Raw genomic sequence first — 22,137 nt, forward strand, 5'->3', positions numbered from 1 at the left:
TGATCGGCATGTGCCGCGACCACCGTGCACCGCGAGCCATGCGACCCGACGTGCAAGGAGAGTCACCACATGACTACCAGCCCCGCGGTTCCCCCGGATTTCGTCAGCGGTCTCGAGGGTGTCGTCGCGTTCACCACCGATATCGCCGAACCCGACAAGGACGGTGGCGCGCTGCGCTACCGCGGGGTGGATATCGAAGATCTGGTCGCCAACCGGGTGACCTTCGGTGACGTCTGGGCGCTGCTGGTCGACGGCGAATTCGGCCGCGGCCTGCCGCCGGCCGAGCCGTTCCCGCTGCCGGTGCACACCGGCGACGTCCGGGTCGACGTGCAGGCCGGCCTGGCCATGCTCGCCCCGATCTGGGGTTACGAGCCGCTGCTCGACATCGACGACGAAACCGCGCGGGAGAACCTGGCGCGCGCCTCGGTGATGGCGCTGTCGTATGTGGCGCAGTCCGCACGCGGCATCTACCAGCCCGCCGTCCCGCAGCGGAAGATCGACGAGTGCACCACGGTCACCGAGCGGTTCATGACCCGCTGGAAGGGTGACCCGGATCCGCGGCACACCGAGGCCATCGACGCCTACTGGGTCTCGGCCGCCGAACACGGCATGAACGCCTCCACCTTCACCGCGCGCGTGATCGCCTCCACCGGCGCGGACGTGGCGGCCTCGCTGTCGGGCGCGATCGGCGCCATGTCCGGTCCGCTGCACGGCGGCGCCCCGGCGCGCGTGCTGCCGATGATCGAAGAGGTCGAGCGCACCGGCGACGCCCGCGCGCTGGTCAAGGGCATCCTCGACCGCAAGGAGAAGCTGATGGGCTTCGGGCACCGGGTCTACCGGGCCGAGGACCCGCGGGCCCGGGTGCTGCGCAGCACCGCTCAGCGGCTCGGCGCCCCGCGTTTCGAGGTCGCCGCCGCGCTCGAGCAGGCCGCGCTGGCCGAACTGCGCGAGCGTCGCCCGGATCGTGCCATCGAGACCAATGTGGAGTTCTGGGCCGCGGTCATCCTCGACTTCGCCGAGGTGCCCGCGCACATGATGCCCGCCATGTTCACCTGCGGCCGGACCGCGGGCTGGTGCGCGCACATCCTGGAGCAGAAGCAACTCGGCAAGCTGGTGCGACCGGCCGCCATCTACACCGGACCTGGCCCCCGCAAGCCCGACGAGGTCACCGGCTGGGCGTCCATCGCGCACAGCTGATCCATCCGGTTGCGGCGGCGCGTTCTCGCTGCGCGCCGCTACCGGAGCGCTGGGCGGCCTCGGCGTCGCGGCGGCGCCGATCACCGCATCACACCCAGCAGCACCGTATTCACCCGTGGACGGACGTGCCGCGGACCGGCGGCTCGGCGTCGACGCGGTCTACCGCTCACCCACCGACGCGGCCCAGTCGACGGCGACCGATTCACCCCGGTCGACGGTGAAGAACGCGACTTCGAGCCGTTTACCGAGGTCGACGAGGCCGATCGCGGACAGCGGCACCGGCTGCACCAGCCGCACCCGCCACGGCGCGGGCTCGTCCCAGGCCTGCAATTCCAGATCCAGCCGCAGCACCGGATCGTCGCGGCCGGAGTAGTCGGCGGCCATGGGGGTCGCCGCGAGCACCGTCGCCTGGGCGCGGCGGCCGTCGGCCAAGATCTTCGCGATGCCGACCCGGCCAGGTTCGGCGTCGTCGGAGACCTGTAGCACCACGCGCTCGCGGTCGCCCGGGTCGACCCGGCAGCAGACGACGTCGCCCGGCCGCATCCGGTCCAGGTCCTCTTCCCGCACCCGCTGGCGCACCCTGGTCTCATACGGCGGCTCGCCGTCGAGCTGTATCCGCACCCAGAACACGTGCCCGGCCTCTCTGCGGCGCGGTCGCACACCGAGCACGGTGGCGGTGCCGTGGGTCCCGCGCAGCAGCAGCTCGCGCCGCGCCGATCCGGTCAGCACGCCCGTCTGCGGGCCGATCCGCCACCGCATCCGCGGACGCAGGCTCGACACCGCCAACCCGATGCCGAGCAACCACAGTCCGATCCCCGAACGCCGGGCACCCGCCGCGACGACCCCTCGCGGCCTGCTCCGGCGACGCCTGCGCCCCGCCCGCGCCGACCGCACCCCATGCCAACCGCGTGATCGCCGCCCGGAGTTTGCCGACAGCATGCTCATGAGGGTTCAGGTTAGCCGGAGGGTGGTACACACCACAGCGATACCGCGACTACGCTGTTCGCCATGACCAGTGCGTTCCCGACCATTCCCGACGACCTCAAGCCTGCCGACGGACGTTTCGGTTGCGGCCCCTCCAAGGTGCGACCGGAGCAGTTGCGGTCCCTGGTCGAGGTGGGCGCCTCGGTGTTCGGTACCTCGCATCGGCAGAAGCCGGTCAAGGATGTGGTGGCGCGGGTGCGCTCGGGTCTGCGCGAGCTGTTCTCGCTGCCCGACGGCTACGAGGTCGTGCTCGGCAACGGCGGCACCACCGCGTTCTGGGACGCCGCGGCCTTCGGCCTGATCCGCGAGCGTTCGCTGCACCTGACCAACGGTGAGTTCAGCTCGAAGTTCGCCTCGGTGGCCAAGAACAACCCCTTCATCGGCGACCCGATCGTGCTCTCGGCCGAGCCGGGCAGCGCGCCGGAGCCGGTCGCCGACCCGTCGGCCGACCTCATCGGCTGGGCCCACAACGAGACCTCCACCGGCGTGTCCATCCCGGTGCAGCGTCCGGCCGGTTCGGAGAACGCGCTCATCGCCATCGACGCCACCTCCGGCGCGGGCGGCCTGCCGGTGAACATCACCGACGCCGACGTCTACTACTTCGCCCCGCAGAAGTGCTTCGCCGCCGACGGTGGCCTGTGGATCGCGCTGATGAGCCCGGCCGCACTGGCCCGCGTCGAGGAGATCAAGTCCTCGGGCCGCTGGACCCCGGACTTCCTGTCGCTGCCGATCGCCATCGACAACAGCACCAAGGACCAGACCTACAACACCCCGGCGCTGGCCACCCTGCTGCTGTTCGCCGACCAGATCGAATGGCTCAACGGCAACGGCGGCCTGGACTGGGCGGTCAAGCGGACGCTGGATTCGTCCTCGCGGCTGTACTCGTGGGCCGAGTCGAGCGAATACGCCACCCCCTACGTCAGCGATCCGGCGCACCGTTCGCAGGTCGTGGGCACCATCGATTTCGCCGATTCGGTGGACGCCGCCGCGGTGGCCAAGGTGCTGCGCGCCAATGGCATCGTCGACACCGAGCCTTACCGCAAGCTGGGCCGTAACCAGCTGCGTATCGGCATGTTCCCGGCCATCGATCCCGACGACGTCAGCCAGTTGACCAAGGCCGTCGACTGGGTCGTGGAAAAGCTGAGCTGAACCGCCTGAAACCAGCGAGAACCCGCCGCGCCGACCGCGTGGCGGGTTCTCTTTTTGTCAAGTGGGGGAAACTGCTTGGTTCGCAACGGAATAGAGCAGATTAGCCGTGCGCGGTGCGTTAGGGGTAGATTTCGATGCCGCGTGTCTTGCGGCGGGATTGACAGAAGTGCACTACTGTTCCAGAACGTGGGCGGTGTCGCGAGCCGACGCGATAAGGAGGTAACGGTGCGTGAACTTCGAGTGATCGGCGTGACGCCCGATTCCGCCCATATCGTCTGTGTGGACACCGAAAGCGGCCAGAAATTCCGGCTTCCCGCCGATGACAAACTGCGTGCCGCTGCCCGCGGAGACCTTGCCCGATTCGGCCAGATCGAGATCGAAATGGAAGCGACTATGCGACCACGCGATATCCAGGCCCGTATCCGTGCCGGTGCCTCCGTAGCCCAGGTCACCGAAGAATCCGGCATGCCGGCCAGCCGTGTCGAACGTTTCGCCTACCCGGTGCTGCTCGAGCGCGCCCGCGCCGCGGAATTGGCGCAGAAGGCGCATCCGGTGCGGCCCGACGGTCCCGCGGTGGAAATCCTCATCGATGTCGTCACCGCCGCGTTCACCGCGCGCGGGCACACCCTGGAAAACGCCGAATGGGATGCCTGGAAAGACGAGAAGGGTTTCTGGGTCGCCCAGCTGCAGTGGCAGAACGGGCGTTCGGAGATCGCCGCGCATTGGCGTTACCAGCCGGATGCGCACGGTGGCACGGTGTCCCCGCTCGATGATCCCGCCGCCGATCTGATCGATCCCGATTTCGGGCGCGCGCTGCGTGGCCTGGCGACGATCCTGCCGGAGGAGCCCGAGGCCCCGGCCCCGGTCGAGCCGCCCGCCGAGCCGCGCCCGTCGCGCGAAAGCGCCGCGCTTCCGCAGAATCAGCCCGTGCTGGAGGAGTACTACGGGCAGCGCGCCGTCGCCGCCGGTGGCACCACCGCCCTGCCCGCCGCGTCGTCGTCGACGGGTTCGATTCCGGCAGCCGGTGGTTCGGCCACGGGTGCCGCCGCGACCGGGCCCAAGACGCCGGCCGCCGGTGGCCGGGTGGACGCCGAGCCGGCGGCTCGCGCCGAGGCCGAGGTCAGGGCCGAATCCGCCGCGCGCGTCGAGCCCACCGCGGCGAGCACCGTCGAGGTTCCCGCGGCGGCAACGGAATCGGCCGAACCGGTCACCGAGAAGGCGGTCGCCGAGGAAGCCAAGCCCGCCACGGCCAAGGCCGCCAAGCCTGCCCGCACCAAGCGCGGCAAGGCGCCGATGCCGTCGTGGGAGGACGTGCTGCTCGGGGTCCGCAGCTCCGGTCACTGAGCCGCGTCGGCGCAGGTAGGCCGATGTCATAACCGGCGAAGCCGCAGTATGACGCGGCCGGGGCGAGTAGATTTTTCGGTGTGTCGTCGACCTCGGTCGGCGTAGGGCGGTGCCGGGAACGCGTTCGACGCACCGGGCATTGCCCGACGTTCGCGGAGCTCTTTTCGTGCAACTCGGGAGGTGCCGAAAATGCTGTCCAAGGCTTCGTCGCTCTGGTACGTCGACGCACCCGATCCGCTGGCGGTGCTGCGCGAGGATCACGACTCCGATCCCGACGCCGCGCGTGCGCTGGCCGAGCAGCTGCATCCCGACCGCGACGTGGTGCCGATCATGGTCGGCACGCTCGGCGGCTGCGCCGGTCCCGACGCCGACGAGGTGTACATCGGCTGCTATCCCGGTGTGACCGTGGTGTGTTCGCCACAGATGGCTCGGGTGCGGCCGACCGCGCTGCCCACCCCGCTGATCCGGCCGCTGGCCTCCGAGCACACCTATCTCATCGCCTTCGACACCGCGCACCGCTGGGGTTCGTTCGCGCACTGGGAGCGTGGTGAATTCCGGCGCGCGTTCAGCGCCAACCGCGTGCACATCCTGGAAGACGAAGGCCTGCCGCTGGTGTGGGAGCGACCGTACTGGGCGGGCGAGCATCCGGTGCGGTTGCAGGTGGGCGACATGCCCGACCCGCAGATCCTGCCGTTCGACCCGCCCGATTTCGCCGACGCCGCCAACCACGAATGGCTCGGGTTCCATTACCGCGCACCGGCCGCCGAAGGCGCGCTGCTACCCGGCGACATCTCGGTGTGCGGGTTCACGCTGTATCCGAAGGGCCAGGCGCCCGATCCGGCGGTGCACGTCGGTGACGGTCAGCCGCATATCGCGAACGGGAAACCGCGGCGCGGGCTGCTGTCGTGGTTGCGGCGCGGCGATCCGGTGGGTTGAGACCGGGCGGTGCCGGCCGAGCGTGGGTGGGCGAGCGGAGTCCGGTTCAGGGCGCGGGCCGTTGCAACCAGCGCCGTAGCGCCTCGGTCACCTCTTCCGGGCGTTGCTCCATCAGGAAATGGCCCGCATCGATGCGCACCAGCTCGGCGCCGTCGATATCACGAGCGAGTCGTTCGGCGGTGCTCAATGGGATGGCGTATTCGCGGGTGCCCCAGATTACGGTGGTCGGGCAGCTGATCTCGGCCAGTCGGATCGCGAGCTCCGGGCGGTCCTTCACCTCGTAGCCTGCCCAGAAGCGCGCGTATTCGTGCCGGCCCTGCGGTGTGCGCAGCATGGCGAGGTAGTGCTCGAGCCGTTCGGCGTCGAAAGTGCCATCGCGCAGAAAACCGGCCAAACCCAGGCGGTGCACCCAGTAGATCGGCGCGGTGGTGAGCAGTGGACGCAGCAGCCGATGCCGTGCGGCCACCGTGAACAGTCCGAACAGCAGATAGAACGCCGGTGTGAAGGTGCCCTGAGCCCGTGAATTGAGAATGGCGAAACGGCGCACCCGATCCGGATGACGCTGCACGAAACCGAGCCCGAGGAACCCGCCGTAGTCGTGACAGGCGACATCGACGCGGTCCAGGCCGAGCGCATCCAGCATCCGGGCGATCCGGTCGACCTCACTGTCGTAGTCGCAGCTCCACCCCGGGGCACGGGTGGATTCGCCCCAGCCGAACCAGTCCGGCGCGATCACCCGGCGCAGCCGCGACAGCGGTTCGAGCTGGTATTCCCAGGCCAGGTGGGTTTCCGGCCAGCCGTGCAGCAATACCAGCGGATCGCCGGTGCCGGCTTCGGCGTAGTGCAGGCGGGCGCCGTCGACGGTGACCTCGTGTTGCGCGATCGCCGATGGGTTGGTTGCCGGTTCGATTCGGTCGGTGGTCATGCCGCCTCCTGCTCGTCGTCGCTGGTCGCGGCGGTGATGCCGCGTGGTCCGGTTCCGGCTGAGGTGCCGCCGTGCGCGTTGTCGTCCCGGTATCGTCGCGCCCATGACACGGTCGGCACTTCCGGAAACGTGCTCCGATACCGCCACGGCGAAGCTGTGGATCCGGCCGGGGCATGCGGTCTATCTGGGGCCGAGCCTGGGGTTGGCCGCGCATTCCACGGCTATCGCCTCGCTGGGCGTCGGGGTCGACGCGCCGTTCCGGGTTCGGGTCGCCGACGGTCCCGATATCACCGCACGCAGCTTCCTGTTCCGGGCCCGGGTGACCCACCACCTGGTGGACAGCCAGGGGCGAATGCTGTTCTGTTTCTTCGATCCGACCTCCGCGCGGATGGCGCGCTGCCTGGGCGGGATGACCCGCTCGATCGGCGGATACGCGACCGATCACGGGCGCGAGGCCGACATCGTCGCGCTGTGCCGCGACCCCGAGCCCGATGTGGAACGCCTGCTCGAGCTGGCCAGCATCCCCGTGCCCACCGTGCGGGATCCGCGCATCGCCACCATCGCCGCCGCGATCCGCGCCGACCCGGCCCGGCCCCAACGCGCACGGGAAAGCGCCGGTCTCGCCGGACTGTCCACCTCACATTTCCTGCGTACGTTCGCCGAACAAACCGGCACCAGCTTCCGGCGCTACGTGCAGTGGGCCCGGATGCTGCGGGTGGGTCGCGCGTACGCGACGGGCCACGATCTGACCAGGGCCGCGGTCGACGCGGGCTTCGCCTCGCCCTCACATTTCAGCGACGTGTTCCGCGCGATGTTCGGGCTGACGCCCACCGCCTTCCTCGGCGTCGGCGGCGAGCTGCACATCATCGACGACGCGGACCGACTCGCTCAGCCGTCACCAACCGCTCAGCGCTCACACGCCGCCGCTCAGCGCTCACACCCCTAGCAGCAGACCCAGCCAGGCCAGCAGCACACCGATGGCGCCACCGGCGAGCACCCATCGGGTCACCGGCTCGTTCCGCCACCGCCACGCCGTCGGCGCCACACCGCCGACCGCGACCACGTTCACCCCCACCGACAACAGCGGATGCACCTCGGCCAGCGCCGCGCCGAAGGCGTATACCGCGACCGTCGTCAGCGCCGCGACCAGCACCGTCACCGTGATGCCCGCCGCCCACGGGGTCGGATCCTGACAGTCGTGGTACGGGTCGTAGCGGTTGTGCGACAGATCGCTCATGTCGTCCTCACCCGTTCATAGAACGCCATCGCGGCCGCGGTCGCCACATTCAGCGAATCGGTGCCCGGACTCATCGGGATGCGGGCCCGGATATCGGTGGCGGCCATGGCCTCTTCGGTCAGTCCGGGACCTTCGGCGCCGAGCAGCAGGGCCACCCGATCGCCGGTCATGGCCGTCGCCAGATTCACCGCCGACGGATCGGGTGTGAGCGCGATGATCTGAAAACCCTCGCGGCGCAGCAGGTCGAGGCCGCCGGGCCAGCCGGGCACGCGCGCGAACGGCACCCGAAGTACATGCCCCATCGACACCCTCACCGCGCGCCGATACAGCGGATCGGCGCAACGCTCGCCGAACAGGATCGCGTCGGCGCCGAGACCGGCGGCATTGCGGAACATCGAGCCGAGGTTCTCGTGGTCGTTGACGCCCTCGAGGACGGCCACCGTCCGCGCACCGGCCAGGACCTCGTCCAAGGTGCGTTCGGGCAGACGATGCGCGACGGCGAGCACCCCGCGATTGAGGTGGAACCCGACCACCTCGGCCATGACCTCGGCCGTGGCGCGGTAGTAGGGCGCGTCGACGTCGGCGACATCCTCGGCCAGTTCCGCCAGCCGCTTGCCGGTCCCGAGCAGCGCGTGCGGGCGGAACGGCGAATCCAGCATCCGCCGCACCACCACCGTGCCCTCGGCGATCACCAGACCTTTGCCGCCGGGCCGGTCGGGCCTGCGATCGACCGACTTCAGATCCCGGAAATCATCGACCCGCGGATCGTCCACCTCGTCGATATCCACAACCACCGCCACAGCCGACATCCTGCCAATCCCGGCCCGCCGCGGCGGAGGCGGCCCGGCCGGAAAATCGGGTGCGCGCGCGGTGCGAGAGTGCCATCGTTCGAGGCATGGCCATCCACGACGACATCGTCATCCGATCGGCGCGCCCGGCCGACGCCGACGCCATCCAGCTGTTGCTCGAGGTCTGTTTCGCCACCAGGACCTCGCCGGTGGAGAACGAACAGATCCCACGCATCTTCCCGCCGGAACAGGCGCTGATCGCCGAGGTGGACGGCCGGGTGGTCGGGCACGCCCAGTCCACGACGATGACGCTCACCGTCCCCGGTGGCCGCGAGGTCGACGTCACCGGAATCGCGGGCGTCGCGGTCGCGCCGACGCATCGGCGCCGCGGCATCCTGCGCGCCATGTACACCGAGCAGCATCGCCGCACCGAGGCCGCCGGACTGCCGCTGACCATCTTCACCGCCAGCGAGGGCGGCATCTACGGCCGTTTCGGGTACGGGCCGACGGTGGTCGAGAAGAGCATCCGGGTGAATCGGCGGGCCGCGGCCTTCCTGCCGATGGTCCCCGATCCGGGTGGAGTCGAGCTGGTTCCGTTGTCTGCCGCGCAGGAGCGCATCCGCGCCGTCTACGACCGCTGGCGCAGGCTCGTCCCAGGCGCCCAGGTGCGTCCCGATGCCGCCTGGGCGATCCGTTTCGCCGATCCCGAACGCTTCCGCGGCGGCGGCACCGACCTGTTCGCCCTGCTGCATCCCGACGGCTACGCGCTCTACCGCTACCGGCACGGTGCCGACGGCTCGGTGGCCGAGGTGGTCGAACATCGCACGATCACCACCGACGCGCATGCGGCGTTGTGGCGGGCGCTGCTCGGGCTGGATCTGATCGACCGGATCGAGGCCGTGGTCACCGACAACGATCCGCTGCCCTATCTGCTCACCGATCCGCGTCAGGTCCGCACCACCGGCCGCTTCGACGGATTGTGGTTGCGGCTCATGGATGTTCCGGCCGCGCTCTCGGCCCGCGCCTACGCCGCCGACCTGGACCTGGTCCTCGCCGTACACGATCCGTTCCGGGAGGCAGGCGGCACCTTCGCGCTGCGGATCCGCGACGGTGTGGCCGAGTGCGCGCCGACCGATCGCGACGCCGATCTGGAACTGGGTATCGACGTGCTCGGCAGCATCTACCTTGGCGCGCATTCACCGCGCGCGTTCGCCGCGGCGAACCGTTTGCGGGCCAAGGATTCCGGGCCGGTGCGTGCGATAGAGCAGGCCTTCGCCACCGATCGCGACGCCACGGTCGGCTGGTTCTTCTGAGCTCGGCTGGTTCGTCGGCGGCCATCGACCGGCCCGATCGGATGCGCGATCAGGGCCGGTCCTGGCATGCTGGAACCATGCAGGTGATCCGGCTCGTCCTCAATATCCTCTGGCTGATCCTGGCCGGGTTCTGGATGGCGCTCGGCTACCTGCTGGCGGCGGTGATCTGCTTCATCCTGATCATCACCATCCCGTTCGGTATCGCCGCGCTGCGCAATGCCGCCTACGTGCTGTGGCCGTTCGGCCGCACCACCGTGGACAAGCCGGGGGCCGGCGCGGGATCGCTGATCGGCAACATCATCTGGTTCGTGGTCGCAGGCTGGTGGCTGGCGCTGGGCCATTTGCTGACCAGCATTCCGCTGTTCGTGTCGATCATCGGAATCCCGTTCGGCTGGGCCAACCTCAAGCTGATTCCGCTGGCGTTGTTCCCGCTCGGCAAGGACATCGTCGATTCGGACCAGGCGTTCGCCCCGAACTACCGCTACTCGTCCTGAGCCGAGTTCATTCGGATTCGGCGACGATCTGCTTCATGATCGTGACCGCCCGCGACAGCACATCGAGCTGCTCCGGCGCGAGGTTGGACAACTGTTCGGTCATCCAGGCTTCGCGCGCGCTGGCTTCATCGGCGATCAGCGCACGGCCCGCCGGTGACAGCGACACGATGATCTGCCTGCCGTCGGTGGGATGCGGTTCGCGCGCCACCAGCCCGAGATCGGTGAGTGAGGCGATGACCCTGGTCATCGACGGCGGCTGCACCCGTTCGCGCGCCGCGAGCGCACCCGGGGTCATGGCGCCGTCGCGGTGCAGGGTGGCCAGCACCGACAGCTGGGTCAGCGAGATCTGCGAATCGGTCCGTCGCCCGCGCAGATGCCGCGTCAAACGCACGACCGCCAGCGACAGCTCACCCGCGAGCTCTCGAACATCCGATGGCGTTGTCACAGTTGAGCACGATACGGGACCGTGCCCGGAGTTCACGCATGTTCGCCTAGGCTGAGCCCTGTGACCCAGCAGGTGCCCCAGATTCCGCCCCGGCTCACCGACCCACGGCCGGTGCTCGCGGTCGGCTGCGCGCTGTGGGCGCTGGCCACGGTCGTGGTCTGGGTGAGTGGAGACCGTTGGGAGACCGCGCGTCCGGTCTGCCTGATGGGGCTTGCGGTCGGGTTGCTCGGATACACGATCTTCGTCATCCAGCGCCGGGGCGCCCGGCGCGGCGACAAGGGCGCGCAGACCGGGCTCTGACCCCTCGGCCACACCCGAGCGACGCCGCCGATCAGGCGATATCGAACTCGTCGCTGGTGGCGATGATGGGTGTCAGCGAGCCGTCGGCGCCGAGACGGTCGGCGAAGTGCTGGAAGCGGTAACGGCCGGGGGCGGCGTCACCCGGGATATCCCAGGTGAAACGCGCCAGCGAGATTCCGGGGCCGGGCGAGCGCCAGTGGAAACGCACGGCCCACTCCCCCTCGTTGGCCACGCGCTCCCATCGGCCCGAGGCCGTGCGCCGCTGCACCTCGAGGAAGGTGCCGTTGCGGCGCGGATTGTGCTTCGGGTGGGCCGAGACGAACTCGACTTCGACGCGCGTACCCGGGGACGCGGTTGGCGCCGGTTGCACCAGGACGTCACCGAAACCGCGCCCGGGTGGGGTCGCGTCGGGGCCGGGAGCGGGCACGAAGTTCGGCTGCAACGCGGAGACATCGCGCGGGGCCGGTCCGCGCGCGACCTGCTGACGGGCCGCGAAAGCCGTTGCCAGCCGGGTGAATTCCTGCTGATAGGCGCAGAGGGTGTACCGGCCGTAGAGAGTCGAGGCGCCCTCGTACTGCTGGGCGTCGTATTCCTCCGGTGTGGTCACGTACTCGTGGTAGGCGTTGGCGTAGCCCTGCATCAGCACCTGTTCGACGTCGACGCCGAGCGCCGCGGCGACGGTTCGGCGCACCCGCAGCCCGGACACGATGGTGAACTCGCCACCGGCCGCCGCCAGGTACAGCTCGCCGATGCGTACCAATTGGATCGGCACCACATTCGGCACCCACGGCACCGGCGGCAGCAGCCCGAGCGGTGCGGCGATCGCCTTGGGGGCCTGGGCGTCGGCCAGCCACGCCGGCGCCGGAGCGCCCGGATCGCCGAGTGCGGCGACGAACGGGTTGGTCACGCCCTCCGGAATCGGGCCGCCCGGCAGACCGGGACCGTCCTCCACACTGCCGGCGATGAGCGAAACCCCGGCGGCAGCAGGTGCGGTTCGGCGGGGCGATCCGTCCGGAGTGAAGCGGCCGTCGACGGTGATATCGGCCAGATCGATGTAGCAGAGCATGGCGTCCACCGGACCGCCGACGGACGTCGCCGCCGCCAAGGCGGATTTCGCGGCGCGATACTGCCGGTCGCCGATGATGCGGGTGTTCTCGAATTCGTCGTCGGTCGGACCGGAGCCGGGCCGCAGATTCAGATTCGGTGACATATCACCGGCATTGGTCTGCGCGAATGCGGCGATGAAATCGGCACGCCCGTCCAGGTAGCGCACGCCGTGCTCGGTGTGTTCGAAACTGAACGAGGCGTAACCCTTGTTGTCGGAACTGATCAGCCGGTTCTCATTGGTCATCGAGGTGTTGTGCGTGGCGAACCAGGTGATGGCGCCGATCTCGCGCCCGCCTTTCCGCAATGACAGCACCGTCACCGCCGGGTCGATGGCGTCCGGGAAATAGCGCTTATCGGCCTCGGGATTGCGGTCGAACGCGATTCGGGACCGGTTGACGCTGGCGTCGCGCAACTGCGAGCGGCCCAGGGCCAGCGAACCGGGGCCGAGATCGGCGTGCGCGGCGGCGATGGCCTCGACGATGCCCTGCACTTCGGCGTCGTAGACCTGCTGCTGGAACCCGAGAATCGACAGGTTGTAGGCGTAGTCGTGGCTGGATCCGCCGCAGGTGGCGTGCGAATGCGTCGAGGTCAGCAGCACGTTCTGTTCGGTGTAGAGGTCGCCGAAGCGTTCGGCGAGGGCGAGCATCACCCCGCGATGCACCGATTGGAAGATCATGCCGTTGTCGGCGACCACGAACACGACCCGGCGCCCACCCGCGCCGATGATGAATGCCCTGGCCCTGGGCCGCAGATGAATGCCCGCGGTGGTCTGTTCCAGCTGGGAGTAGCCCATCATGCCGCAGTCGGCGGCCGGACCGGTGATGTCGGACAGCCCCGCGCCGATCTCGTATCCGCCGGGCGCGGCACCCGCCGTTCCCGCGACAACGCCCGATAGACCGGGCATCGCCGCGAGGGCGGCCGAGCCGACCGCCGTCCGGGCGAGCAGCGTCCTGCGGGTTACCGACATCACAGACTCCCTTCGATCTTTGGCAGCGAACCACAGATCTGGACAGGCGTCCAGTACGAATTTTCGGGTCGGCGAATTGACTGTTCGCGCCGCGAGCGCTTAACTCGCTCAGGTGTCCTCCCGATTGAGCGTCGAAGAACGACGGGCCCACCTTATCGAGGCCGCGATCGGCCTTGCCGAGAAAAAGGGTGTGGCAGGCGTGACCACGCGCGATGTCGCGCAAGCGGCAGGCGTCTCGCTCGGTGTGGTGCATTACTGTTTCGAAAACAAGGACGCGCTGATGACCGAGCTGGTCAAAGCGCTATCGATGGAATTGCGCGATTCCGTCGACGCCAATGAAACGGTCTGGCAGGAAGCCGGAACCGGAAAAGCGGCACTGCAATCTTTGGTACGCGCCGGTCTGGAACTGATGTGGCTCAACATCGAAGCCACACCGGAACGTCAGCTGCTCACCTACGAGACCACCACCTACGCGCTGCGTGAGGGCGAGCAGACGCCGGCGAAATTGGCGATCGCGCGCGAACAGTACGCGTTCAACGATTCCACCGTCGCCGATATCCTCGACCACGCCCGCGATGCCACGTCCACGCAATGGACGGTGCCGGTGCAGACCCTGTCGCGCTTCACCCTCAGCGTGATCGACGGGATCGTGCTGCGCTGGCTGGTGGACAACGACAGCGAAAGCGTGCGCACGCAACTGGATGTGCTCAGCGAGATGCTCAGCACGTACGCGAAGTAGTTTTCGCCCGGATCAGTCCCCGGCCTGCGGATTTCGGATGTGGGTGGTGTCGCCGTCACGCCACCACGAGACCTCGGCCGTGCGCTGCACCGCGCCGGACAGCCGCACCCGTAGCTCGTCGTGCACCACCAGATCGCCGTCGACCTCGGGGAGACCGAAAAGCTGACGCAGCACCACGCCCATCGGCTCGCTCGCCCAAGTGCTCGCGCGTCCGGTGCTGATCACCTCGGCCGTGACGACTTCCGAGACCAGCGGCAGATCCAGCAGCGTCGCCAGCGCGGGCGCCGACTCCACCGCGCCGACGACCAGGCGTTGCGGCGGAATCGCCAGACCGAACCACGGCTGATCCAGCACCATCGCCTCCCCCGGGTCCACCGTCGCACCCGACAGTGCCCGCACCAGGTCGGGCAGCTCGAGTTCGGTGAGGTCGAGATGCTCCTCCGCCGCCGCGAGCAGGGCGTGGGTGCGTGCGGTGGCCTGCGGGGCCGGGGATTTCGCCGGGTCCGCGAGTGCCTTCAGCAGTGCCTCGGCCAGCTCCTGGGTGATCGTCGCGGGATCGGCCAGGACCGGGCGCAGGGCGTCGATCTCGGCGCGGGAGAAACCGGGTGCGGCGAATTCGGGGAGCAGACCGGCGAATTCGGGTTCATCGGGATGACGCAGCACGCCCAGCGGGGTGCCGTCGATATGGGCGAAGCGGCGCAGCCACCAGGCGGTGTAGCCGTTCGGGTCCGCCAACAGCGGACGGGTGCGCGTCCCTGCGGCCAGCTGCCGCAAGGCTTGTGGCCAGGCGGCGTCGTCGACCAGATCGAGGTCGCGCACGGCTATCAGTTCGGGCGGGTCCTCGGATAGGCCCGCCCACCAAGCCTCTTCGTCCGGGAGGTCGTGATCGGGGCCGGTCGGGTCGGTCTCGCTGACGATCGCGAAATCCCATCCGACACCCACCGCACGTAAGGCCTCGGGACCGTAACGGTCGACCAGTTCCTGGTCGACCGTGCCGAACGGAGAATCCGCTACCAGCACCGCACGCAGCGGCGCACCAGGCAGCAGCAGCTCGTCGGCGGGCAGCAATTCACCTGTGTCGTCGGGTAATTCGAGCTGGCCGAGCCATGACGGCAGGTCCGCGGGCTCGGCCTGGGCGGCCAGCCGCAAGACCGCGTCGGTGGTGTCTGGATCGCCGGGATGATCCTCCAGCTCGGCGCGCAACCCCGGATCCGACAGCAGATCGCGCACCGTCGCCTGCCGCGCCCCCAGCCGCGACAGCAGCGGGTGCGCGGCCTCCGGATGAATCAATCGCGCCCAGTGCACCGGGATCGGCGTGTGCAGTTCGTCATCGAGAACGGCGGTGCGCGGGCCCGTGACCAGGCGCCCGTCGGCCAGCGGAACAGCGAGCGCGCCGAGTTCCTCGACGGCCAGCGGGTCGGTGACGTAGGGCTCGAGCGCCGCGTACAGCTCACGCCACCAGGCGGGCGAACGATCCAGTCCGCCCGACAATTCGGCCAGGCGGGCCAGACCGACCCGGTGCACGTCCAGGACCGACAGCGCTTCGGAATGCAGGCCACCGGAGAGTTCCGGGATCACCAGCGGGCCGAGCACATCGGATAGCAAGCCGGCCAGTTCGGGGCTCAGACCAGGGAAAACGCTGGCTCGAGTGGGGACGGCGACGGCGTCCTGATCCGGGCGGCCGGAGTGCGCCACGTCGCCGGGGAAGTCGAACCGGTCCGCATCGGCCAGATCCTCTGCGGCGGAGACCTCACATCCGGCGGGCCGCGGCGCAACAGAGCCTGAGTCTGGACCCGCCGAGCTCCGGGTGCCGTCCAGCCCGCCGGGGTCGGACCGGCCGGCGTCGGCCAGATCATGTTCGGCGAACGCTTCGGGTTCGATACGTGGGGCGGTCGAGCTTCCGTCCTGACCGGCGGGTGGGACGACCGGGAGCCACGGATGGGTCTGGAGTTCTCGGATGATGGCTTCGCGGAGCAGCCCATCGGCCTCACTGCGCGCGAATCCCGGTACGGGAACCAGAGTGAGGCGATCGCGTGGCGGGAGTGCGCGGGCGAAATCGGCGTACCCGGAGGCCAGTTCCGCTACGTGTGCGCCGGGGAGCAGTCGGCGGCGGTCGGGTTGCATGGCGATATCGGCGATGAGCAGGGCCGGCAGCGACAGCTCCTCGTCGGAGCGGGTCGGTGCGCGCAGGACGTCGGCGGCGGCGCGCACCGGTCGACCATCGCGGACCGGCAGCAGCCAGCGGGCGCGGGCGGTGCGGAACTGCCACCAGCGCTGATCCACCTCCGGGCCGGTGACCCGCAATTCCTGGATATCATTCGCGAAATCGCCTGTGGTGCTGGCGAACTCGTCGTCACCGACACGTATTTCACGCAGGGCGGGAAGTTCGAGCAGGAGGTCGACCACTTCGGACCGCATGGCCACCAGCAACGCCTGCGCGTCCACGTCATCGCGTAGCCGCAGCACGACCTCGGTATCGAAACCCGTTGCCGGGCCAGTCGCACTCGGCCACACCAACCGCAGCGCCGGCGGCTGCCACTGCGCACCGGCAGGGGATCCACCAGGAAGATGAATGGCGTTGCGGTGCAGCGCATCCAGAGTCGCGGCACGCGAGAACCGCAATGACCCGGTGGTCGAGCGGATCTCGATCTCATCGCTCACCGTCAGTACCGCGGTGAAGCCGACACCGAAGCGTCCGACGCTGGCAGCCGGGTCGGACTTGCCGGACGCGCGCAGCGCCGTCAGAGCATGGACGCCGGAACGGTCCAATGGCGCACCGGTATTCGCGACGTGCAGCGTACGGCCGTCCACCCACACCGCGAACCGACCGGCTGTGCCCGCCTTCGCGGCGGCATCGGCGGCATTCTGCGCCAGCTCCGTCAGCAGCCGGTCCCGATACCCGGCCCGCACCAGATCGGCTTCGGTCGCCGCATCCTCCCGCAGCCGAGTAGGCGAATCCCGCCATGCCGCGAGCACACCGGCGCGCAGGGGCTCGGTATCGAACGGGTCGTCCCCGGCCGGGCTCAGCTCAGCGCCGATGACCCGGACTCCGGCTGGGCGTCCGTCGCGTGGCTATCGCCGGCATCCGCGGTGACCTCGGATTCCCCGGTGCCATTGGACGATTCGGGCTCCGGAACCGAGGCGGTGGGCTGCTCCGCTTCGGCGGAGGAAGGAGTCGCCTCGGTGCCCGACGCCGCGTCAGCAGGCCGATCACTGTCCGAGTCGGCGGGCTCGACGGCGTTAGCCGGGCCGGAGGGCTCGACGGCCGCAGCCAGGCCGGGAGTATCGGTGGCCTCGGAAGCGGGAGTCGCGCCGGCAGCGCCAGCGGACTCGGCAGCGGCAGTCACATCGGCAGCACCAGCAGCCTCGGAAGCGGGAGCCGCGTCGGCAGCACCAGCAGCCTCGGCAGCGGGAGCCGCGTCGGCAGCGGGAGCCGCGTCGGCAGCGGGAGCCGCGTCGGCAGCGCCAGCGGACTCGACAGCGGGGCTCTCGCCGAGTGCACCAGCGGCCTCGGCAGTTGAGCCCGTATCGGCACGATCGGCGGGCTCGGCAGCAGTAGCCGCGTCGGCGGCACCGGAAGCCTCGACCGCGGCCGTCGTGCCTGCGTCAGCGGCAGCTGTCTCGACAGGCTCGACGCGCTCGGCGGTGGGGGCCGTGGCGTCCGCGACCTCAGCCGATCCCGCCACACCACCATCGGCAGCAGCGGTTGCGGCGGCTGCCTCGGCGCTCTCGGCCGACGCCGTCGCACCGGAGCCGGCATCGCCGCTCTCGCCGCGCAGCGCTTCCTTCGGAACCAGATCCACCGCGGCATCGTCGTAGGCCTCGTACAGCGGCGAACCCGCGCCACTCGGCACGGTGACGTCGGAGTGCGCGCCGCAGCCGTACTCGGTGTGCACGACATGCCCGTCGGCGCCCATCGCATTACCGCAGACGCCGAAACACGCCCGCAGCGCGCCGGCCAGCGGCAGATAGAAACCGCAGGTGCCGCAGGTGCCCGGCGCCGCCTTGGCCATCTCGGTATCGGGACCGAACTCGGTGTACCAGCGCTGCGCCGCCTCCTCGCGGCCCTCCAGGCTGAGCACCTGCGAGCGGCCCAGGCCCACCTGATAGGCCACGTCGTCGATCTCGGGATCGCCGGTGGCGGTGTAGCCGGGAGCCAGCCGCGGATCGTTCGGCGGCGGGGCCAGCAGATCGCCGGGAGCCAGATCGCCAGGACGCACCCGCTGATCCCATGGCACGAATTCGGGCGCGATCAACGCGTCCGGGCCCGGCAGCAGGGCCGACTCGCTGACCGTCGGACGGTCCGCACCCGGCGGCGCCGCCACCACGACCGCCCACTGCCAGCCGCGATAGCCGGTCAGGGTGGCCTCGAAGCGATGTGTTGCCGCGTTGTCGTCCTCGGCGGACACACCAAGATGCGCACCGACCCCGGATGGCTCCAGCTCGAGGAGCGCACGACGGGCAAGCTCGACGGCGTCGGCCAGAACAGGCCGCACGCCGGAGTCCGAAACAGAAACTGCGCTCACGGCCTACATTTTGCCGTATGGAGACCGATCGGCGTTCGCTGGCCGTCGCTGCCCTGCTCTGCCTGCTCACCGCGACCGGTTGTGCGCGCGCCGAGGACCCGGCAGATCAGGCGCCACAGCTGGTCGTGGAGGTCCTCGGCACGACCCCGCACGACCCGCGCGCCTTCACCCAGGGCTTGCAGATCGCCGACGGCGTGCTCTACGAGAGCACCGGGATGCCGGGCGAGTCGGGCGTGCGCGCCGTCGACCGCGCCACCGGCGCCGAACTCGCCGCCGCGGAACTGCCACCGCCACTGTTCGGTGAGGGCATTGCCGTCGCGGGTGACATGCTGTGGCAACTCACCTGGAAGGACGGCATCGCCTTCGCCCGCGATCCAGCCACCCTCGCCGAGCGCGGGCAGGTGTCCTACGAGGGCGAAGGCTGGGGCCTGTGCGCCCGCGACGGGCAGCTGGTCATGAGCGACGGCTCGGCCACCCTGACCTTCCGCGACCCGGTCACCTTCGCCCGCACCGGCTCGGTCGAACTGCACGGCCGCCCGTCGGCGCGGCTGAACGAACTGGAGTGCGCGGCCGACGGCTCGGTCTACGCCAACACCTGGCCCACCGACGAAATCCTGCGCATCGACCCCCGCACCGGCGAGATCCTCGCCACCATCGACGCCTCGGGCCTGCTCTCGCCAGGCGAACGCGCAGGCGCCGATGTCCTCAACGGCATCACCCAGATTCCGGGCACCGACCGCTTCCTGCTCACCGGCAAGTACTGGCCCACCATGTTCGAAGTGCGTTTCGTCCCCGCGCCGTAGGCGAACCACGTCACTTTCGGTGGATTCGCCGGAGCGTGCGTGAACCCCACCGGCCGTTGTGCGCCAGAATTGACGTTGTGACTACTCCCAGCGATCCCCCCGGTCCCGATCGCGGTCGGTGGGACGGCGAAGAGTACCCACCGTACGAGCGGCACCCCGGGTTCGACCGGTATCCGCCACCCAACGCGCCACGGCGACGTCGTCCGTTGCCGCCGCTGCCGCCGGACCACCCCGGCACCACCCCGCCGCCGACCCGTCCGCTGACGGAGGTCGAGCGCGAACCCGGCCGTGGTTCGGGTGGACGGTTCACCCGGTCGATGCGCAAAGAACAGCCGCGCCGGGTCGACGACCGGCGCACCGAGCAGGCACCCGAGGACGACACCGGCCGCGTCGACGACCGCAGGGTCCCGCGCAAACTCACCGTCACCCGGGTCGCCGCGCTGCGCGGTAAGGAGCTGACCGAGAAGGGCTTCGCCACCTTCCAGCGCGCGGCCAAGGCCGACGGCGCCGATAAGTCGGGCCTGACCGCGCTCACGTACGCGACGATGACGAACTTCGCCCTGGACGCCGCGATCGCCGTCGCCCTGGCCAATACGTTGTTCTTCGCCAGCGCGACCGCCGAGAGCAAAACCAAGGTGGCGCTGTATCTGCTGATCACCATCGCGCCGTTCGCGGTGATCGCGCCGCTGATCGGGCCGGCGCTCGACCGCTTGCAGCGCGGGCGCAGGCTGGCGCTGGCGTCATCGTTCGCGGTGCGCGCGGTGCTGGCCGTGGTGCTCATCGTCGACTTCGATACCTGGGCGTTGTATCCGCTGGCGCTGTGCATGATGGTGCTGAGCAAATCGTTCGCCGTACTCAAGAGCGCGGTGACGCCACGTGTGCTGCCACCGGGGATAGATCTGGTCCGCACCAATTCCCGGCTGACGGTGTTCGGCCTGGTCGGCGGCACGATGGGCGCCGGTGCGATCGCCGCGCTCGCGGCCGCGGCGTTCGGCTCGACGGGCGCGCTGGTGCTGGCGGTCGCCATCGCCTGCGCGGGCACCTATCTGAGCCTGCGGATTCCGCGCTGGGTGGAGATCACCGAGGGCGAGGTGCCGGCCACCCTGAGCTACCACAGCGACGACCCCGACACCGAGGTCATCCCGTCGGGCAAGAAGTCCGCGGTGCCCGCCCGCAAACGACGTCAACCGCTGGGGCGCGCGGTGGTGACCGGACTCTGGGGCAACAGCAGCATCCGCGTGCTCACCGGTTTCCTCACCTTCTATGTGGCGTTCGTCGCCAAGGCCACCGAACATCGTCCGGTGCAGCAGGCTGCCATGCTCGGTGTGGTCGGCGCGGCCGCCGCGGTCGGCAATTTCGCCGGCAATGCCAGCGGCGCCAGGATCAAACTGGGCAGGCCCTCGCTGATCGTGGTCAACTGCACGGCCGCCTGCGCGGTCGTCGCGCTGTTCGCGATCTTCGCCGACAATCTGCTCGGCGCGGCGGTGGCGGCGCTGGTCGCCGCCGGTGCCAGCGCGCTGGCCAAGGTGTCGCTGGACGCCTCCATCCAGGACGATCTGCCGCCGGAGTCGATCGCGTCCGGGTTCGGGCGTTCGGAGACCGTGCTCCAGCTGAGCTGGGTGGTCGGCGGCGCGGCCGGGGTGCTGCTGCCGACCGACTACTGGAAGGGTTTCGCGGTGGTCTCGGTGATCTTGGTGGCGGGCCTGGTCCAGACTGTGGTGAGTTATCGCGGACATTCGCTGCTGCCGGGCCTCGGCGGCAATCGGCCCCAGCACGCCGAGCAGGTGGTACCGCACCACAGCACCGCCGACACCCCAGGCAGCGCCCGCCGCCACGGCCGGACCGCCGACATCAGACGAGGAGATCCCATCCGGTGAGCAAACCCAACGCCCGCACCATCGTCGCGCTGTTCACCGCCGGTGTGCTGGTGCTGTCGGCCGCCTTCGTCGGCGTCCTGACGGTGCTCGTGCGCAACGCCGAAGAGCACGATCCGGAGATCACCGCGTACGCGCACGGCCGCACGGTCACGGTGCCGCCGTTCATGTACTGCACGGTGCGGATGGAGGACTGCCGCTACGGCGAGACCGTCACCCTCGAAGTGCCGCCCGGGTATCCGCTGCAACTGTCGCTACCCAGCGAGATCGCCGACGCGCCCTGGCTGATCCAGCAGGTGTACGCGCTGCCATCGGGCGAGGAGATCGCCAAGGTGCGCAGGCACACCGAGTTCCCGGACGGGGTGCGCGCGTTCACCGTCGAGTCGCAGCCGGAACCGGATCTGCGGCTGGTCGGGGTGGAGATGCAGCTGCCGATCCTCGCGCGCGACGAGACCGGAGCCGAGTTCTACGTGCCGCACGCGGCGTGGTCGATCAGGACCGCCGAGTAAGCGCATCCGGACAGCAGAACGGTCGCGAGCATCGAGGATGCCCGCGACCGTTCTACTTTGTGCGGTCTGCGCCGCTCAGTGATCGAGTTCGCGGGCGACGGCCCGGACGACCTCGGAGATCCGCTGCGCGGTCTTGCGATCGGGGTATTTGCCCTTGCGCAGGTCGGGCTGCACCTTGGCCTCGAGCAAGGTGATCATGTCCTCGACCATGCCGTGCAGCTCGTCGGGGGAATGCCTGCGCGCGGCGGGCTCCTTGCGGGCGGCCCGCTCCTGGCCCTGCCGCACCGACGGCGGCGCCTCGAGCAACTTGAGGCTCAGCGCCTGCGGCCCGCGACGGCCGGCGGCCATCCCGAATTCCACGCGCTGACCCGGCTTGAGGGTCTCGATGCCTTGGGGCAGCGCGGAAGAGCGGACGTAGACGTCCTCACCCTCGTCCTGGGAAAGGAAGCCGAAGCCCTTTTCGACGTCGTACCACTTCACCCTGCCGGTCGGCACTGCGC

Annotated in this window: 21 protein-coding genes; 12 read left to right on the plus strand and 9 right to left on the minus strand. The window is 69.7% G+C overall.

Annotated elements, in window-relative coordinates:
• Positions 1-69: 69 nt before the first annotated feature.
• Complete coding sequence (locus FEK34_RS02295) at positions 70-1,197, plus strand: citrate synthase 2 (protein ID WP_138446176.1); 1,128 nt, start codon at positions 70-72, stop codon at positions 1,195-1,197.
• 159 nt (positions 1,198-1,356) lie between these two features.
• Here the strand turns inward: FEK34_RS02295 and FEK34_RS02300 are convergent, their stop codons facing one another.
• Complete coding sequence (locus FEK34_RS02300; protein ID WP_249358749.1) at positions 1,357-2,142, minus strand: hypothetical protein; 786 nt, start codon at positions 2,140-2,142, stop codon at positions 1,357-1,359.
• Positions 2,143-2,205: 63 nt separating this feature from the next.
• Here FEK34_RS02300 and serC point away from each other — a divergent pair, with 63 nt between their 5' ends.
• The 3 genes from serC to FEK34_RS02315 all read left to right on the plus strand — a co-directional run bounded on the left by serC (position 2,206) and on the right by FEK34_RS02315 (position 5,610).
• The gene (serC, locus tag FEK34_RS02305) at positions 2,206-3,330 is read left to right on the plus strand and encodes a phosphoserine transaminase (RefSeq protein WP_138446177.1); all 1,125 of its coding nucleotides are present in this window, start codon (positions 2,206-2,208) and stop codon (positions 3,328-3,330) included.
• Between the two features lie 225 nt (positions 3,331-3,555).
• Entirely contained in the window at positions 3,556-4,674 is a 1,119-nt protein-coding gene (gene sepH / locus FEK34_RS02310; protein WP_138446178.1) for a septation protein SepH, read from the plus strand.
• Positions 4,675-4,863: 189 nt separating this feature from the next.
• Positions 4,864-5,610, plus strand: coding sequence for a DUF6928 family protein (locus FEK34_RS02315; protein ID WP_138446179.1), 747 nt, complete (start codon positions 4,864-4,866; stop codon positions 5,608-5,610).
• A 46-nt stretch (positions 5,611-5,656) separates the two neighbouring features.
• On the opposite strand, the gene FEK34_RS02320 is transcribed toward FEK34_RS02315, so the two are convergent.
• Positions 5,657-6,535, minus strand: coding sequence for an alpha/beta fold hydrolase (locus FEK34_RS02320; RefSeq protein ID WP_138446180.1), 879 nt, complete (start codon positions 6,533-6,535; stop codon positions 5,657-5,659).
• 103 nt (positions 6,536-6,638) lie between these two features.
• Between FEK34_RS02320 and FEK34_RS02325 the strand changes: the two genes are divergently transcribed.
• Positions 6,639-7,481: a helix-turn-helix domain-containing protein gene (locus FEK34_RS02325; RefSeq protein WP_138446181.1), complete on the plus strand. Its 843-nt coding sequence runs from the start codon at positions 6,639-6,641 to the stop codon at positions 7,479-7,481.
• Here FEK34_RS02325 and FEK34_RS02330 read toward each other — a convergent pair.
• Together FEK34_RS02330 and FEK34_RS02335 are read right to left on the minus strand one after the other, a co-directional pair.
• The gene (locus tag FEK34_RS02330) at positions 7,470-7,772 is read right to left on the minus strand and encodes a DUF2537 domain-containing protein (protein WP_138446182.1); all 303 of its coding nucleotides are present in this window, start codon (positions 7,770-7,772) and stop codon (positions 7,470-7,472) included. The two genes, FEK34_RS02325 and FEK34_RS02330, sit on opposite strands and share 12 nt — an antisense overlap.
• A complete protein-coding gene (locus FEK34_RS02335; protein WP_138446183.1) occupies positions 7,769-8,572 on the minus strand; it encodes a TrmH family RNA methyltransferase in 804 nt (267 codons plus the stop codon). Before FEK34_RS02335 ends, FEK34_RS02330 begins: the two co-directional genes overlap by 4 nt.
• 95 nt (positions 8,573-8,667) lie before the next feature.
• On the opposite strand from FEK34_RS02335, the gene FEK34_RS02340 reads away from it, so the two are divergent.
• Together FEK34_RS02340 and FEK34_RS02345 are read left to right on the plus strand one after the other, a co-directional pair.
• Positions 8,668-9,873 (plus strand): GNAT family N-acetyltransferase, encoded by a 1,206-nt coding sequence (locus tag FEK34_RS02340; protein ID WP_138446184.1) that lies wholly within the window; start codon positions 8,668-8,670, stop codon positions 9,871-9,873.
• Positions 9,874-9,950: 77 nt separating this feature from the next.
• Positions 9,951-10,367 (plus strand): YccF domain-containing protein, encoded by a 417-nt coding sequence (locus tag FEK34_RS02345; RefSeq protein WP_130918783.1) that lies wholly within the window; start codon positions 9,951-9,953, stop codon positions 10,365-10,367.
• Positions 10,368-10,374: 7 nt separating this feature from the next.
• Here FEK34_RS02345 and FEK34_RS02350 read toward each other — a convergent pair whose 3' ends face one another.
• Positions 10,375-10,812 (minus strand): MarR family winged helix-turn-helix transcriptional regulator, encoded by a 438-nt coding sequence (locus FEK34_RS02350; RefSeq protein ID WP_138446185.1) that lies wholly within the window; start codon positions 10,810-10,812, stop codon positions 10,375-10,377.
• 60 nt (positions 10,813-10,872) lie between these two features.
• Here FEK34_RS02350 and FEK34_RS02355 point away from each other — a divergent pair, with 60 nt between their 5' ends.
• Positions 10,873-11,112 carry a DUF2530 domain-containing protein gene (locus FEK34_RS02355; protein ID WP_138446186.1) on the plus strand — a complete coding sequence of 80 codons (240 nt, stop codon included), beginning with the start codon at positions 10,873-10,875 and terminating at the stop codon, positions 11,110-11,112.
• 31 nt (positions 11,113-11,143) lie between these two features.
• Here FEK34_RS02355 and FEK34_RS02360 read toward each other — a convergent pair whose 3' ends face one another.
• Positions 11,144-13,186 carry a neutral/alkaline ceramidase gene (locus tag FEK34_RS02360; protein ID WP_138446187.1) on the minus strand — a complete coding sequence of 681 codons (2,043 nt, stop codon included), beginning with the start codon at positions 13,184-13,186 and terminating at the stop codon, positions 11,144-11,146.
• 124 nt (positions 13,187-13,310) lie between these two features.
• Here FEK34_RS02360 and FEK34_RS02365 point away from each other — a divergent pair, with 124 nt between their 5' ends.
• Positions 13,311-13,925 (plus strand): TetR/AcrR family transcriptional regulator, encoded by a 615-nt coding sequence (locus FEK34_RS02365; protein ID WP_249358256.1) that lies wholly within the window; start codon positions 13,311-13,313, stop codon positions 13,923-13,925.
• 12 nt (positions 13,926-13,937) lie between these two features.
• On the opposite strand, the gene FEK34_RS30565 is transcribed toward FEK34_RS02365, so the two are convergent.
• Together FEK34_RS30565 and FEK34_RS31080 are read right to left on the minus strand one after the other, a co-directional pair.
• The gene (locus FEK34_RS30565) at positions 13,938-16,901 is read right to left on the minus strand and encodes a sacsin N-terminal ATP-binding-like domain-containing protein (protein WP_249358750.1); all 2,964 of its coding nucleotides are present in this window, start codon (positions 16,899-16,901) and stop codon (positions 13,938-13,940) included.
• A gap of 47 nt (positions 16,902-16,948) precedes the next feature.
• A complete protein-coding gene (locus FEK34_RS31080) occupies positions 16,949-18,451 on the minus strand; it encodes a DUF3027 domain-containing protein (protein WP_283206578.1) in 1,503 nt (500 codons plus the stop codon).
• 17 nt (positions 18,452-18,468) lie between these two features.
• Here FEK34_RS31080 and FEK34_RS02385 point away from each other — a divergent pair, with 17 nt between their 5' ends.
• The 3 genes from FEK34_RS02385 to FEK34_RS02395 all read left to right on the plus strand — a co-directional run bounded on the left by FEK34_RS02385 (position 18,469) and on the right by FEK34_RS02395 (position 21,637).
• Complete coding sequence (locus FEK34_RS02385) at positions 18,469-19,254, plus strand: glutaminyl-peptide cyclotransferase (protein WP_138446188.1); 786 nt, start codon at positions 18,469-18,471, stop codon at positions 19,252-19,254.
• 77 nt (positions 19,255-19,331) lie between these two features.
• Positions 19,332-21,131 carry an MFS transporter gene (locus tag FEK34_RS02390; RefSeq protein WP_138446189.1) on the plus strand — a complete coding sequence of 600 codons (1,800 nt, stop codon included), beginning with the start codon at positions 19,332-19,334 and terminating at the stop codon, positions 21,129-21,131.
• A complete protein-coding gene (locus FEK34_RS02395; protein ID WP_138446190.1) occupies positions 21,128-21,637 on the plus strand; it encodes a DUF2771 domain-containing protein in 510 nt (169 codons plus the stop codon). Before FEK34_RS02390 ends, FEK34_RS02395 begins: the two co-directional genes overlap by 4 nt.
• A gap of 75 nt (positions 21,638-21,712) precedes the next feature.
• Here the strand turns inward: FEK34_RS02395 and FEK34_RS02400 are convergent, their stop codons facing one another.
• Positions 21,713-22,132 carry a cold-shock protein gene (locus tag FEK34_RS02400; RefSeq protein WP_171048022.1) on the minus strand — a complete coding sequence of 140 codons (420 nt, stop codon included), beginning with the start codon at positions 22,130-22,132 and terminating at the stop codon, positions 21,713-21,715.
• Between the last annotated feature and the right edge of the window lie 5 nt (positions 22,133-22,137).

Source organism: Nocardia cyriacigeorgica (assembly GCF_005863245.1).
Lineage (GTDB): Bacteria > Actinomycetota > Actinomycetes > Mycobacteriales > Mycobacteriaceae > Nocardia > Nocardia cyriacigeorgica_C.